Here is a 14,898-nt window from a genome sequence, read left to right as displayed (position 1 = left end):
AGATGACGCCGCATATTCTCGAAAGGCTCGCCGCCACCAATCCCGACAGTGAGATCTGGTGGGATTCATCGCCGCTCGTCTATCCGGGCTGGAAGGCGGATCTCCTGCGCAGCGCGCCGGGCGGAAAACAGGAGCTGTGGACAGCGCAGCTCACACGTCTGTTCGATGAAGATGCGGCGCGCCAGGGGGTGATGGGCTTTCGCGGCGTGACCACCAATCCACCCTTGTCGCTGCAGGCCATTCAAGCCGATCCCGGTTTCTGGATGGCCGAGATCGGCCGCATCGCCGCCGAGCGCTCGACGAGTGATGTCGAGACGGTTTATTGGGCGCTTTATCTCGAGATCGTGCGTCGCGGCGCCATGATGATCGCACCGGTCCATGAGAAATCGGGTGGCAGATACGGCTTCCTCTCCGGTCAGGTCGATCCGCGGCATGTGACCAATGGCCAGCGCATGCTGGAGCAGGGGCTCGAGCTTGCCGCATTGGGGCCCAATGTCATGGTCAAGATTCCGGGCTCGCAGGAAGGTTATCAGGTCATCGAGGAACTGACGGCGCGCGGCATCGCCACCAACAACACGACGTCCTTCACCGTTGCCCAATATGTCGCCTGCATGAATGCGGTGTCGCGGGGGCTGGCGCGCGCCAAGGCCGCCGGTATCGACCTCACCCGCTGGCGCTCTGTCATCACCCATATGTCCGCCCGTCTCGGCAATATCGGCGACCTCAAGATGCAGGCCGAGGCGCGCGGCATCGCCCTTTCACCGGAAGATATCATGCTTGGCGAGCTCGCGGTGATGAAGCGCGCTTATCATCTCGGCAAGCAGATGGGCCATCCGAGCAAGATGCTGCAATGCTCGATGCGCGTGATCGATCCGGGACCAGGCCACCCGGCATCGAGCTGGCATATCGAAAAGCTTGCCGGCGGCGACTTCGTCTATACCTGCCCGCCGGGCTACATCGCGCAGCTCATGCAGGTCGAGGATCGCTTCAGGCCCTTCGATCCCGACGCCATCCACGAAGAGGCGCCGCCGGACGTGCTCGGCAAGCTGATGCGCGTTCCCTATTTCCGCCAGGCCTATGAGCCGGACGGCATGAAGCCGGAGGAATTCAGCCAGTTCGGCGCCTTCGTCGCGACGGCCGCGGAATTCGCCGCCGCCACCCGCAAGACGGTGGATTTCGTCGCGCGCGCTGTCGAGCAGTCCGCGCGCCGCGCCGCGTAGCGCAATTCAGGAGACAGTCTTATGGCCGAAGCAATACTCGTTCCTCAGGTCGGGCAGGATTTGACCGAGGCCAAGATCGTCGCCTTGCATGTGAAGCTCGGCGACAAGGTGAAGAAGGGCGATCTTGTCGCCGAAGTGGAGTCCGAAAAGGCGAGCTTCGAGGTCGAGGCCTTCGCCGAGGGAACCGTCATTCATTTGCCTTACAAGCTCGGCGATATCGCGACCGTGCTCGCCCCTTTGCTGCTTCTGGGCGAGCCTGGCGAAGCGGTTGCCGACGCACGGGATGCTGCGCCGGCGGTCGTGGGCCCGACGGCCGCTATGCCGGTGGCGCCGCAATCGGCACCGGGTGATGGCATTCTCAGGTCTTCGCCATTGGCGCGCCGGCTCGCCGCCCGGAACGGGCTCGATCTGCGCCGCTTTGCCGGCAGCGGTCCGAAGGGAGCGATCATCCGCCGTGACATCGAAACACGGATGGCGGCGCCCGCCTTCGGAACGGCAGCGCTGGCGTTCCGCGGTCTGAAAGCCGGCACCGGCGATCCGGTCGTCTTCATTCACGGCTTTGGTTCGGACCTGTCGTCCTGGCGGCCGTTCCTGAGCCATCTGACGCTCGCCAATCCGATGCAAGGGCTCGATCTGCCGGCGCATGGCGCCTCGCCGCCGCTGGATGACGCCGATTTCGAGAGCACCGTGGCCCATGTCGCGCAGGCCCTGACGGAGCAGGGGCTGGACAATGTCCATCTCGTCGGCCATTCGCTCGGCGCGGCTGTCGCGGCGGCGATCACCCTGCACGGCAAGCCGCGCGTACGGTCGCTGACGCTGATCGCGCCCGCTGGTCTCGGCCCCCGCATCGACGGCGATTTCATTGCCGGCTTCCTGGCCGCGCAATCGGAAGCGGCGCTCAGCCTCTGGCTCGGCGGCCTCTTTCACGATCGCGCGAGTCTGCCGCAGGCCATGATCCGGGCGACGCTGGCGGCGCGGGCGGACGGCCAGCTTGCCGCCGGCCAGAAGCGCGCCGCGGCGCGGCTGTTCGAAGGATCGACGCAGCTTTTCTCCATTCGCGAGGCGCTCGCACTCTATGCCGGTCCATGCCGCGTCATTGTCGGTATCGAGGATGCCATCATCCCGGCCGCGCAGGCGACGGGCCTGCCCGGCCATGTGGCGCTCCACCGGCTCGCCGGCGTCGGCCATCTGCCGCAGGTCGAGGCGGCGCCTCTCGTCGGCAGGCTGGTCATGGAGACGGTCAGGGCCGCCGGCTGATGGGCATCGTCATTTTCGATCTCGACGGCACGCTGGTCGACAGCGCGCCCGATCTCGCCGATGCGCTCGACGATCTCCTCGTCGAGAATGGCCGCGAGCCCTTGGGCCTCGCGGTCGGGCGCGCCTTGATCGGCCATGGCATGGACAATCTGGTGCGCCAGGGCCTGGCGCGGCGCGGCATGACTGTCAGCGATGATGCGCTGCGCCCGTTCGCCGATCGTTTCCGTGCGATCTATGCGACGCGATTGTCGCGCCGGACCCGCCCCTATGACGGTGTGGAAACGGCGCTCGACAGGCTTGCCGCTCAAGGCTGGCGGCTTGCCGTCTGTACCAACAAGCTCGAACCTTATGCCCGCCGGATTCTCGCCGATCTCGGCCTCGCCGCACGCTTCTCGGTGGTTTCAGGCCCCGACACGTTCGGTGTCGCGAAACCCGATCCTCGCCAGCTTCTGCGCACGATCGAGGCCGCCGGCGCCGGCGGCATGCCGGCGGTGATGGTCGGTGATTCCGAAGTGGATGTGGCGCTCGCCAAGGCCGCGCGCGTGCCGATCATCGCCGTGACCTATGGCTATGCCAAGACGCCTTTGGCCGATCTTGCGCCCGACGCCCTTGCCGGGCGTTTCGACGAGGTGCCGGCGCTGGTCGAGCGGCTGGCGCGCTCCTGAAACGGAACCGGGCGGCATGAGCCGCCCGGACCGATCTTGCCGATGTGACTTGCGTCAGGTCTTCGAGATATCGACGTCCTTGGTCTCGCGCAGGAAGATGAAGCCGATGACCGCCGTCATCAACGCCACCACGATCGGATACCAAAGGCCCGCATAGATATTGCCGGCCGCCGCCACGATGGCGGTGGCGAGCAGCGGCAGCATGCCGCCGAACCAGCCATTGCCGATGTGATAGGGCAGCGACATCGAGGTGTAGCGGATCTTGGTCGGGAACAACTCGACCAGGAAGGCGGCGATCGGGCCGTAGACCATCGTCACATAGACGACCATGATGACGAGGATCAACTCGGCCATGAACCAGTTGACCTTGGAGAGGTCAGCCGATGCCTGGTAGCCGAGTTCCTTGAGCTTGGCGCCCCAGGTCTCCTGGCGCACCGCGAGATCCTTCTTGGCCGGATCCGTCGAGGTGATCGTCGCCCAGCCCGGCATCTCGGTCGTGCCCACCATCACCTTAACGGGCTCGCCCGGCGTGTTGACGGAGGTGAAGGACAGACCTTGCTTGGTCAGGTAGTCCTTGACGCTGTCGCAGTCGCTGAATTTCGACCACGGTCCCACGAAGATGTGGAAGTTGCAGGTCGAGCTGTCAGCCGACACCGTGATCGGGTTCTTCGCGTTGAATTCCTCCAGCGCCGGGTTGACATAATGCGTCAGAGCCTGGAACAGCGGGAAATAAGTCAATGCCGCGATTACGCAGCCGACCAGGATGATCTTGAGTCGGCCGATCCTGTCGGAGAGCTTGCCGAAGAAGATGAACAGCGGCGTGCCGATGAGCAGCGACACCGCGATCAGCCCGTAGGCCGCGAGGAAGTCGAGCTTGAGCGGGCCGATCAGGAAGAACAGCGCATAGAACTGGCCGGTGTACCAGACGACGCCCTGTCCCGCCGTGGCGCCCAGAAGCGCCAGTAGCACATATTTGTTGTTGGGATAACGCAGGAATGAATCGGTGAGCGGCGAGGTCGAGCCTTTGCCCTCTTCCTTCATCTTGGTGAAGATCGGCGATTCATTGAGCTTCAGCCGGATATAGACGGAGAAGGCGAGCAGCACGACCGACACCAGGAACGGCAGGCGCCAGCCCCATTCCTTGAACACCGCCGCATCCATGCCCCACCGGCACAGGCCGATGACGAGGAGCGACAGGAAGAAGCCCAAGGTCGCGGTGGTCTGGATCCAGCTCGTTGCATAACCGCGCCGGCCATGCTGGGCATGTTCGGCCACATAAGTTGCGGCACCGCCATATTCGCCCCCGAGCGCCAGGCCTTGCAGGAGGCGCAGGAGCACGAGCAGCAAGGGCGCGAGCCAGCCGACCGAGGCGAAGGTCGGCAAGAGGCCGACCGCGAAGGTCGAGATGCCCATCACCAGGATGGTGACGAGGAAGGTATATTTGCGCCCGACGAGATCGCCGATGCGGCCGAAGAAGATGGCGCCGAAGGGACGCACCAGGAAGCCCGCGGCATAGGTGGCGAAGGCCGAGAGCAGGGCTGCCGTGTCGTTGCCGGGCGGGAAGAACAGCGAGGCGAAGAACGGCGCCAGCGTGGCGTAGAGATAGAAGTCGTACCATTCGAAGACGGTACCGGCGGATGATGCAGTGACGACGAATCTCTCGTCCTGCGTCATGCCCTTTCCGCGACCGGAAAGTGTAGCTTCGGCGTGGGCCATATTGTTTCCTCTCCCGTTTTGGGTCTGAATCTCCGCCGCAATCCATCCCCCGATGGAATCGTGGCTGGGCGGAGCTGACCCTGAGTCGTAGGGATGAGGAGGGCGTGTCGCTAGATCAACCTTCGTCGTGAGTCTTTAGTCGTACAACGGAAGTCGATGATCTACGGGCCGATGCCTTAGTTGTTCCCAAACAGGCCTTTCAGGAGCTTCTGACCTTGTTGTTCAACGGCATTACCGATCTCTTGGCCGGCCTGATCATTGCCCAGCGCCTTGCCGATCTCGTCGGCGACCTTGCCCTTGACCTGCTGCTTGATGGCTTCGCCCTTTTCCTTGAGGCTCGCCGTCGTGCCTTCGCCGATGATCTTGCGCAGCGTGTCGTAGGCGGCCTGCGGATTGTCGAGGATTCCGGCGATGTCGGGATAGATCTTCGGGTTCGACCACGGCCCCTTGACGATGATCGGAACCGCGAGGCCGGCGAGGTCGACAGTCTGCGCCGCGGCTAATGTCAGCGTCGGATTGACCTTGAGATTGAGGGTCTGGCGCGGCAGATCGACGAGGCCGCCGCCGCTCACGCTGAGAACCGGGCTGGTGAAATTGAGGTCATTGGTCGTGGCGATGCCGTTCACCACCGTGAAACCGGCGCTCAGCGCATCGAAAGGCGTCTTCGCATCGGGCCCCTGGCGCCAGCCGGTCAGGATATTGGTGCCCACGTCTTTGACCATCGCCTCGATGTCGATGCCGCGCACCGCGCCATTGGCGAAGCTGAAGGACGCGGTGCCGTTGAGCGATGAAACGAGCTCCTGCTGCGAGCGGCCGCGGCCGGAAAGATTGAGCATGGCGCCGGCGACGCCCTCGAAGCGGTCGAGCCCGGCATAGTCCTTGAGCAACCGCAAGCCGTCGAAGCCTTTCGCCTCGAGCGTCATCTGCACCGCCGGCATCTTGGCGGCACCATCGAGCACCAGGCGGCCCTTGGCCTTGCCTCCATAAAGCGCGATCTGGCCCAGCGTCGCGTCGAGCTTGCCGCTTTTGAGCGTGGCGTCGATGGCGATCTTGCCGGTGGTGAGCGTGCGGTAGAGGAGCTTGTTGGCGCTGAGCTTGAGCTTGGCGTCCACTACGCCGAGCCCGGCGAGGGCGATCGGCGCAGTGCTCCATCCGGTCTGGCCGGCCACGGCTTCGGGTGACGCCGCTTGTGGCGGCAGATAGCGGTTCACATCGATCGTATCGAAAGCGAGAGTGGCGTTGACCTGGGGGCGTGTGCCGAGATCGAGCGCCACATCGCCTTGCGCGGCGAGTCCGTCGAGCGTGATCCTGGCCTTTCTGAGTTTGAGGCTCTTGCCGGCGAAGGCGATCTGCCCGTTGATCTTGGCGGGGCCGAAGCCCGGCCCGTCCGGCACCTGGATCTTGGCCCAGCGGCCGAGTTCGCGCAGCGAACTGGACGCCGCCGTGATGGTACCGTCGAGGGCGAGCCCATCCTGCATGGCGGCGAGGCCCGAGAAGGCGAAGTCGAGCCGCTTGCTCTTGACCGCGAGCGACAAAGCCGAGCCGGCGGCGGCGAGCTCGGTGGGCGTCTTGGCCGAGAAAGCGAGGTCGATATCATCGCCCAGCGCCTTGAGCGATCCCTTGACCGCGACGGGGCCGGTGAGCGAGCCGAGCGTGATGGTCAGGTCGACATTCTCGGCCATGAAGGCCTTGCCGGAACGCTCGTCGAGGAAGCGTACATCGCCGTCCTCGATGGTAACGGGGGCGATCGAGCCGGTCTGGATGCCGGGGCCGCTACCGCCGCCATTCTCCTCGGGCCTGGCCATGATCCAGTTCGGCCGCCCTTCGCCATCGATGATCAGCGACAGTTTCGGGCGGATGAGATGCAGTTCCTTGATGTCGAGCCGCCGGTCGAACAGCGAGGCGACCTCGACGCGGATGCGCATCTCGTCCATTTGCGCCACCTGGCCCTCATACATGTCGGGCGGGGTGGAGAGCCGCACGTCCTTCAGCGTCACCGCGAAATCCGGCCAGAAGACGAGTCTCGGCGCTTCGCCGATGGTCAGCGTGCGGCCGGTCTCGGCCTTCACCGCCTGCTTGAGCTGGCCGGCAATGAAATCATGCGGAATGACGAATGGGAGGGCGAGCACAGCCGCAACAAGGAGCGTCAGCAAGGCGCCGCCGAACATCAGAATCCGTTTCATGGGAACCTCTCCCCCAGGACGACGGATTGAGCGTAACTGATTCGGTATACGAATGGTTAAAGCGGAGAGAGCTCAAGCCTTATTGCGGGGAAGCTTACCTTGGTCGGCAAAAGCCTTGCGCAGCCAGAGCACGCCCGGCGCCGCCCAATTGGGCTCGCGGCCGCAGACCAGGTCGAAGAAGCCGACCGCGGTCTCGGGATCCTCATGGGTGTTCTCGCGGAAGGAGCTCCAGAAGCCCGGATCATCCGCCACCTCGGCCGGCATCGGCTCGTCATCGCCGAGTTCCTTGAGGATGGCGGCGGCGACCGACAGGCAGAAGCTCGTATAGGCATAACCTTCCGGCCAGCGCGCCAGCGGATGGTCGATGCCGCCCGGCAGCGACGGCAGTTCTTCTTCCTTGCTCGCCTTGAGCGGCGCCGCGACGATGAGCTCGCGCAGCATGAGCCCTGCCGCATAGATCACATAGTCGTTGCGGTTGACATCGGCGAGATGCTTCGACTGGTCGAATTTCTGCCGCCAGCGCGCGAAAGCCTCGGCGAGTGCCGCATGATCGACCTTGGCGGAGAGACCGGTGCCCTTGAACAGAAGGTCGAGATTGCGCTGGAACGACCAGACGATGGTGCGGAAGCGCCGCGCCTCGTGGCTGAGATCGTCGACTTTCAGGACTTCCGGTTTGAGGGGGGTGAGCATCATGGCGCCGTCACGTCTTTCGGATCAGCAATTCGCGGGCGGTGGCTTCATTGGTGATCAGCACGTTGCAGTCGATCAGTCGGATCGCGCCCAAGAGCGAGTCGACCTTCTCATTGCCGCCCGAGGCGATCATGCGTTTGGGCACGTCGCGCAGCTGGTCGATCGGGATCGACATCACCCGCTTGTTGAGCGGATGATCGACCAGCCGGCCTTCGCGGTCATAGAAATTGAACAGGATATCGCCGACGGCGCCGAGCCTGATCAGGCTCGTCCGGTCCTCGTCGGACAGAAAGTCGAAGCGGAAAGCGGTCGAATCGGGCGCCATGGTGCCGACGCTCAGTATCGCCAGATCGAGCCTCTCGGCGCGGCGCAGCACGTCGCGCAGGCCGCATTTCTCGATCAGCGTCTCCTTGGTCTCGGGTGAATCGACCACGGCCGGCGCGGTGAGGAGATAGCAGTCGGCGCCCACCATGCGGGCGACCTGCCAGGCGAATTCCGACGGATTATAGCGGCGCGCCTGCACGATGCCGCCGAGCAGCGAGATCACCTGCACATTTTCGAGCTCGCGCGGGGCCAGCGTCTGCAGCGATTCATAAAGCGTGGCGCCCCAGCCAACGCCGATCGACATGTCGTCGGTCAGATTGTCGGTGATATACATGCCGGCGGCGACGCCGATCGCCTTGGTGGTGAGGGCCGGATTGGAGGGCTCGGGCACCACCATCGCCTCCTTGAAGCCGAAGGCCTGCTTCAGTTGGCCCTCGAGCTCGAGACATTCGGCGACGTCGCCCTCGATCCAGATCTTCACTTCGCGCTGGCGGATGGCTTCATTGATGTTGCGCACCACGGTGACGCGCCCGATGCCGAGCCGGTCGGCGATCTCATTCTGGGTCAGGCCCTCGACATAATACATCCAGGCGATGCGCATGCGGTTGCGCGCCACGCGCCCCGGGCTCGCTTCGGCGGCGGACTTGCCTCTTCTTGTTGGTGTCTTCTCGAGCATTCTGGCCTGTCGCTTTTCCTCGCTGGGAATAGCCTACCATAAAGTATCCGTCTCGGCTTTATGTTCACTTCGATGAAGATACATATTGTGATCTTAGTATACGATTGTATCTCATAATTGTCCAATTTCGAGGCTGTTTGGGGGAGGGAAGAGCTAGAATTCCTCTGGATATCGCGCGTTCATGCTGCAAAGCAGCATGGAATTTGTTCCGGATGAATTGCGAAACATTTGCATTCGCAATTGCAGTTTAGTACTCTCACGCTCAATCGAAGAATAAACGCCGTCATCGAACGGTAAATGGGAGGAGCCTGTGCCATCAGCCAGCATTGTCTTGCGCTCGTCCCCAGAAGCTCGTGCCGTCAAGCCGGCCTGATCAGGCCATTTCCAGGGAGGAGATAGAGTGATGTTGCATAAACCATCGGGCCGCCTGTCGCGCCGGTCCTTGCTGAAATCGACCGCCGCCTTTGGCGCCGCCGGCCTCGTGGGCGTGGGTGGGGTCAGCCTCTTCAATGTCCGGCGCAGCCTCGCCGCCGAGCTGCCCGATCCGGCGAGCGTGCTCGCCAGGATCAATGTCGGCAATTACGTGAAGAAGGACTATCGCGATCTCTACAAGCTCGCCGATGACGAGCAGCTGTGGGACCCCGCCAAGGACTGGATCCGCACCGTCGACTGGGAGCAGGTGCGCAAGGAATTCGCCGGCAAGACGGTGAAGTTCGCCATCGGCGCCGCCGACGCCGAATCCGCTGCCGATGGCCTCAAGCCGTTCCAGGAATTGTCCGGCATGACGGTCGAGCTGGTGCCGATCCCGGATGACTCGCTCTATGACAAGGTGGTCGCCGAATTCATCTCCGGCAATGCCAGCTTCGACGCGCTGCAGTTCTTCTCCCCCTGGCTCGGCGATTTCGCAGCGCCAGGCTTCCTCGCCAAGCTCGACGATTATGCGGCGAAGTGGAAGCTGCCGATCGACGACTTCTACGACACCTACAAGCTCAATTACGGCATGTGGGGCGGCAAGGGCCTCTATGGCATTCCCTTCGACTGCGACATCCAGCAGATTCATGTCCGCGCCAAATACTTCAAGGAAGTGACGGGCGGCGACGTCGACGCCAAGAGCACCATCAAGACCTATGACGATCTGATCCGCTTCTCGGCCGAGCTCAACAAGACCGACAAGGGCGTTGCCGGCGTCGGTTTCATGGCGGCGCGCGGCTTCTGGTCGACCTATACCTGGGAGCATCTCGCCGCCCAGTTCGGCGTCGATCTGTTCAACGACAAGTGGGAGCCGGTCTTCAATTCCGACGCCGGCGTCAAGGCGATCGAGACCATCCTGGCGCTGCAGAAAAACGCACCGGCCGGTGTCGCCGGCTGGGGCTGGGGCGAGAACCGTGCCGCCTGGCTCGGCGGCCAGCTCGCCAGCAACATCTCCTGGCAGGATTCCGGCACCCAGGCGACGCGTCCCGATCAGAGCAAGATCGTCGGCGACGTGATCACCATCTATGAGCCGCGCGTCGACGGCGGCCGTTTCGCGCCGCCCAATATTGCGGGCTCGACTTCGGTCGTCACGGCCTCGTCGAAGAATCCGGAAGGCGCCTTCCTGATGCTGGCCTTCCTCACCACCGCCTCGATCATGGCGATGAACGAGGCCAATGCCAATGGCGTGGCGCCGGGCTACCGCTCGGTGCTCACCAACCCCAATCTGCGCAAGGTCTCGCAGCCCGCCGAAGTGTGGTCGACCGAGCTCGATTATGCCTGGTGTGCCCCGCGTCTGCCCGGCATGTTCGAGATGGAGCAGGCGCTCGGCAACGAGATCAACAAGGCGGTCGTCGGCCAGTCGACGCCGAAGGAAGCGCTCGATGCCGGCGTCAAGGCCTGGCGCGAGATCATGGACAAGAACGGCTTCTATTCCGGAACGCCGCCCATGGATTTCGCCGCTGTCGCCGATGCCACCTGGGTCGGCAAGGGCAAGACGCCGCCGGTGTGATAGGTTCAGCCCATCACCCTCACCCTGAGGTGGCCGCGACCTTGCTCCGCCGAAGCGAAGCCTCGGCTTCGCGAAGGCGAGAGCGGCCCTCGAAGGTGAGGGTATTTGAAGAGAAGTATTTGAGAAGTAATGGCTGAAGCCATCGCAGCAAATCCGGGACGGGCGGCGCAGGTCGCCCGTTCTCCTCTTAAGCGCCGCCGCAGCCCGCTGCAGCGCAAGGCCTTCCCCTATTTGCTCGTCGCGCCGGCGGTGATCTATCTTCTCGGCATCACCTTCTATCCCGGCCTCTATGCGATCTATCAGAGCCTGTTCCGGGTGAAGTTCAACAGCTGGACCTTCATCGGGCTCGACAACTATTCCAAGCTCCTGGGCGACAATGAGTTCTGGGCCAGCCTGTGGAACACCTTCCTCATGGGCTCTGGCGCACTCCTCATCGAATTCGTCATCGCTTTGACGCTCGCGGCCTTCGCCTATCGCGATCCCTTCATCAGGAGCTGGCGCATCCTGTTCCTGCTGCCGATGCTGTTCATGCCCTCGGCGGTCTCCTTCCTGTGGAAGCTCGCCTTCAATGACGGCCGCGTCGTGTCGGACATTCTGATGCGCATCGGCTTCATCGAGCGGCCGCTTGATTTCCTGGGCGATGTCTGGCTCGCCCGTCTCTCCCTCATCATCACCGATGTCTGGCAGTGGACGCCGTTCCTGTTCGTCATCTTCGTCGCCGCCCTTCAGGGGCAGGATGCCGAGATCGAAGAGGCGGCGCGCCTCGACGGCGCCCGCTGGTCGCAGATTTTCTGGAACATCTCGCTGCCGATGCTCAAGCCCATCATCGCGGTGGCGCTGGTGCTGCGCGGCATCGACATCGTGACGATGTTTACCTCGATCTTCATCATCACCGGCGGCACGCCGGGCGGCGCCACCGAGACGATGAGCTATTTCATCTATCGCACCGGCTTCAAGCGTTTCGACTTCGGCTATGCCTCTGCCGCGTCCGTGCTGCTGCTGGCGCTCACCGTGATCATCGCCCAGACATTCGTGAAGCGGTTCTTCCGCTCAGGCAGGGATTAGGCCATGGCGAGACGCCGCAAATCAGGCAAGGCCGGGTCACTCGCATTGCGTTATCTCGTGCTCGGCTCCTGGGCGCTGTTCTGCGTCGTGCCGATCATCTGGTTCCTGACCATCGGTTTACGCCCGCGCACTGAGATCGTGCTGCCGCAGCCCCTCTATCTGCCGACCTTCACGCTCGATGCCTGGAACATGATCTGGTCGTCCTGGCCGATGGGCAGCTATTTGCGCAACTCGCTCATCGCCATTTTCGGCAGCGTCGTCATCGACCTCCTGCTCGCCATTCCCGCCGCCTATTCGCTGGCGCGTTACAAATACCGGTTCCGCGAGGATATCGGCTTCTACATCCTCTCCACCCGCATGATGGCGCCGGCCGTCGTCGCCATTCCGATCTTCTTCCTGTTCAAGACCTTCGGCCTGCTCGATTCGGTCTGGGCGCTGATGCTGATCTATGCGGCGATGAATCTGTCGCTCGTCACCTGGATCGTGCGCTCTTACATGCTCGACATTCCGCCCGAGATTGAGGACGCCGCGCGCACCGACGGCGCCTCGGATCTGCGCATCCTGGTGGCGATCATCGTGCCCATGTGCCTGCCGGGCATCATCACCGCCGGCGTCATCGCGGTGATCTTCGCCATCAACGAGTTCCTGTTCACGCTGCTCATCGCCTCGACGCAGAACGCCTATACGCTCTCGGTGGCTCTCGCCAACTTTACCGGCGGATCCGACGGCATCATATATAATGCCATCGCCATGGTCGCCTTCATCGCCTTCGTGCCGGTGCTGCTTCTGGTTGTGGCGATCCAGAAGCACCTCTCGCGCGGCTTGACGATGGGGGCCGTAAAGGGCTGAATGGGCCTATGACAACTGCTTCGCGCCATCAGGACACCCTTGCCTCGCATGCCGTCTGCGCTGCCGCTGGGGCACGTGACAGCCTGCGCACGGCGCAATTCTTCATGCGGGTGCTGTCCGGCGCCGAATATTGGGGCCATCCCGCCGAACAGACGCCTGCCGGGCCTGCCCGTCCACCGGTAGAAATGCGGCCCGGCGGTTATTTTCTGACGGCCTTGGTGTCGCGGCTGGCGCGCATTGCCGACCGGCTGACCACCTGGTCGGTCAATCTGTCGATCACGCTTTTCGCGCCGGAATGGCGCAAGCTGCCGTCGCCCTTCACCCATGGCATCATGAATGAGGTGGCGGCCGCCATCCGCGCCGACAGCTTCCTCGTCAATCCGCTGTTCAATGCCTACTTTTATCGCGCCACCATTCACATCCTCAGGCGTTACCGCACGCCGCCTTTCCTTGTGCTCGAGCATCGCGTCGATGCGGCGCGCCGCACCTTGCTCGCCGATATCGGCGCTGGCTTAAACGGTTCGGAGCCCGATTTCCTCGCCCATGCCATCATGGCGCTCGTCGATGTGGCGCCGATCGCCCGCTCCGGCAAACCGCGAGACGCTTCCGTCATCGCCAGGGGCGACGACCAGAATCTCACCGTCTATGCCATCGCCTGCGTGGCGCTCCTGTTCGCCGAGCAGGGCAAGCCCGCCGAGGAGCTCGACGAGGATCAGTTCTTCGCCATTGTCGGCGCCCTGATCGCGCCGCGCCTGCCCGCGATCGCCAGCCTCGTCGCCAAGCGCGACATCGCCGGCCTCGCCGCCGAGCTCACCGAAATCCGCGGAATGTATTGACGCTTGTCATGAGCGCGACCGTAGACGCCAAGGGACGGGTCACAATTCCAAAGTCGATGCGCGAACGCTTGGGCATCGTTCCGGGCGACAGGATCGATTTTGGCGTAGCCGCAAATGGGTCTGTCGTATTGGCGAAGGCTCGGCGCGAGCGGCAAATCGGTCGTTTCGCTAAACTGCGTGGCCACGCCGGCAAGGGCCTATCGACTGACGCTATCATGGCGCTCACCCGCGGTAAGTGAGCTGCCGGATACTCAGATCCTGTTCCCGCTCTCTCCATCGAACAGGAAGACACGCCCCGGTGCGAATTTGAAGGCGATCGGTGTGTCGACCTCTTGCCGGAAAACACGTGAGCCTTTGGCGACGACGAGCTGCTCGCCGGCCCAGGCCGTCACCAGGGTGACATCGCCGGTCGGCTCGAGCGAATAGAGCTTCGAGATGAGATGGCCGTCCTGGGTGGGGACGATCTCCATGTCTTCCGGCCTGACGCCGAGGACCACATTGGCGCGGCTGCCTTGGCCCGCACCCTTCACGCGTGTGTCGGGTCCGACGAAATCGCCGTTCTCAAGCGCCCCCGGAATGAGATTCATCGGCGGCGAGCCGATGAAGCCGGCGACGAACAGGTGGTTCGGATTGTTGTAGACCTCGTCCGGCGTGCCGAGCTGCTGGATCTTGCCTTTGTTCATCACTGCGATGCGGTCGGCGAGCGTCATCGCCTCGATCTGGTCATGCGTCACATAGACGGTCGTCGTCTCGAGCTGCCTTTGGATATGCTTGAGCTGGGCCCGCATGGTGAGGCGCAGCTTGGCGTCGAGATTGGAGAGCGGCTCGTCCATCAGGAAGACCTGCGGCTGGCGCACGATGGCGCGGGCGAGCGCGGCGCGCTGGCGCTGGCCGCCCGATAGCGCGCGCGGCTTGCGGTCGAGATATTGGCCGAGCTCGACCATGTCCGCCGCCTGGCGCACCAGCCGGTCGTGATCGCCGGCGGGGATACCGCGCATCTTCAGGGGAAAGCGGATATTCTCGTAGATCGACATGTTCGGATAGAGCGCATAGCTCTGGAACACCATCGCGACGTCGCGGTCGCGGGCGTCGACATCGGTCATGCTCTCGCCGTCGATGCTGATGTCGCCGCCGGTCGGATCCTCGAGGCCGGCGATCATCCGCATGGTCGTCGTCTTGCCGCAGCCCGAGGGACCGAGGAAGACCATGAATTCCTTGTCCCTGATGTCGAGATCGATGTTGTCCACGCCGATGAAATCGCCCCAGGACTTCGACACTCCGCGCAATTTGATCTCAGCCATGGCGTCCCTGCATCTGCTTCCCCGGCACTTTTATGGAAGCAAACACTATACGGTCATCCTGAAAATGCAACAGTTCAGAGTTGTGGATACATATGTTCCATATTCAGTTTTGGGCAGTAGAGCCATTAAACAGCG

13 protein-coding genes are annotated in these 14,898 nt (G+C 63.3%); 8 read left to right on the top strand and 5 right to left on the bottom strand.

The features are described from left to right. Window positions 1–2 precede the first annotated feature (2 nt). From JHL16_RS29440 to gph, 3 genes are read left to right on the top strand one after another with little or no spacing between them, the layout of a single operon-like run. Window positions 3–1,220: a transaldolase family protein gene (locus JHL16_RS29440; RefSeq protein ID WP_200188443.1), complete on the top strand. Its 1,218-nt coding sequence runs from the start codon at window positions 3–5 to the stop codon at window positions 1,218–1,220. Window positions 1,221–1,241: 21 nt separating this feature from the next. Further along, window positions 1,242–2,477, top strand: coding sequence for an acetoin dehydrogenase dihydrolipoyllysine-residue acetyltransferase subunit (locus tag JHL16_RS29435; RefSeq protein WP_200188442.1), 1,236 nt, complete (start codon window positions 1,242–1,244; stop codon window positions 2,475–2,477). After that, window positions 2,477–3,142, top strand: coding sequence for a phosphoglycolate phosphatase (gene gph, locus JHL16_RS29430; protein WP_200188441.1), 666 nt, complete (start codon window positions 2,477–2,479; stop codon window positions 3,140–3,142). Before JHL16_RS29435 ends, gph begins: the two co-directional genes overlap by 1 nt. Before the next feature lie 54 nt (window positions 3,143–3,196). On the opposite strand, the gene JHL16_RS29425 is transcribed toward gph, so the two are convergent. From JHL16_RS29425 to JHL16_RS29410, 4 genes are all read right to left on the bottom strand, one after another. Beyond that, complete coding sequence (locus tag JHL16_RS29425; RefSeq protein ID WP_246771201.1) at window positions 3,197–4,816, bottom strand: MFS transporter; 1,620 nt, start codon at window positions 4,814–4,816, stop codon at window positions 3,197–3,199. 218 nt (window positions 4,817–5,034) lie between these two features. Then, window positions 5,035–7,041: an AsmA family protein gene (locus JHL16_RS29420; protein ID WP_200188439.1), complete on the bottom strand. Its 2,007-nt coding sequence runs from the start codon at window positions 7,039–7,041 to the stop codon at window positions 5,035–5,037. A 72-nt stretch (window positions 7,042–7,113) separates the two neighbouring features. After that, entirely contained in the window at window positions 7,114–7,734 is a 621-nt protein-coding gene (locus tag JHL16_RS29415; RefSeq protein WP_200188438.1) for a hypothetical protein, read from the bottom strand. A gap of 7 nt (window positions 7,735–7,741) precedes the next feature. After that, a complete protein-coding gene (locus JHL16_RS29410) occupies window positions 7,742–8,731 on the bottom strand; it encodes a sugar-binding transcriptional regulator (protein ID WP_200188437.1) in 990 nt (329 codons plus the stop codon). 403 nt (window positions 8,732–9,134) lie between these two features. Here JHL16_RS29410 and JHL16_RS29405 point away from each other — a divergent pair, with 403 nt between their 5' ends. From JHL16_RS29405 to JHL16_RS29385, 5 genes are all read left to right on the top strand, one after another. Then, window positions 9,135–10,712 carry an ABC transporter substrate-binding protein gene (locus tag JHL16_RS29405; protein ID WP_200188436.1) on the top strand — a complete coding sequence of 526 codons (1,578 nt, stop codon included), beginning with the start codon at window positions 9,135–9,137 and terminating at the stop codon, window positions 10,710–10,712. Window positions 10,713–10,841: 129 nt separating this feature from the next. Beyond that, a complete protein-coding gene (locus JHL16_RS29400; RefSeq protein WP_200188435.1) occupies window positions 10,842–11,777 on the top strand; it encodes a carbohydrate ABC transporter permease in 936 nt (311 codons plus the stop codon). 3 nt (window positions 11,778–11,780) lie between these two features. Further along, window positions 11,781–12,626, top strand: coding sequence for a carbohydrate ABC transporter permease (locus JHL16_RS29395; protein WP_200188434.1), 846 nt, complete (start codon window positions 11,781–11,783; stop codon window positions 12,624–12,626). Between the two features lie 8 nt (window positions 12,627–12,634). Then, window positions 12,635–13,462: a hypothetical protein gene (locus JHL16_RS29390; RefSeq protein ID WP_200188433.1), complete on the top strand. Its 828-nt coding sequence runs from the start codon at window positions 12,635–12,637 to the stop codon at window positions 13,460–13,462. Window positions 13,463–13,470: 8 nt separating this feature from the next. Then, window positions 13,471–13,701 carry an AbrB/MazE/SpoVT family DNA-binding domain-containing protein gene (locus tag JHL16_RS29385; protein ID WP_200188432.1) on the top strand — a complete coding sequence of 77 codons (231 nt, stop codon included), beginning with the start codon at window positions 13,471–13,473 and terminating at the stop codon, window positions 13,699–13,701. A gap of 12 nt (window positions 13,702–13,713) precedes the next feature. Here the strand turns inward: JHL16_RS29385 and JHL16_RS29380 are convergent, their stop codons facing one another. Beyond that, window positions 13,714–14,763, bottom strand: a complete 1,050-nt coding sequence (locus JHL16_RS29380) for an ABC transporter ATP-binding protein (protein ID WP_200188431.1) — start codon at window positions 14,761–14,763, stop codon at window positions 13,714–13,716. Between the last annotated feature and the right edge of the window lie 135 nt (window positions 14,764–14,898).

Origin of the sequence: Taklimakanibacter albus (genome assembly GCF_016595235.1) — a bacterium.
GTDB lineage: Bacteria > Pseudomonadota > Alphaproteobacteria > Rhizobiales > Aestuariivirgaceae > Taklimakanibacter > Taklimakanibacter albus.
This window is presented reverse-complemented; position numbering and strand designations above follow the sequence as displayed.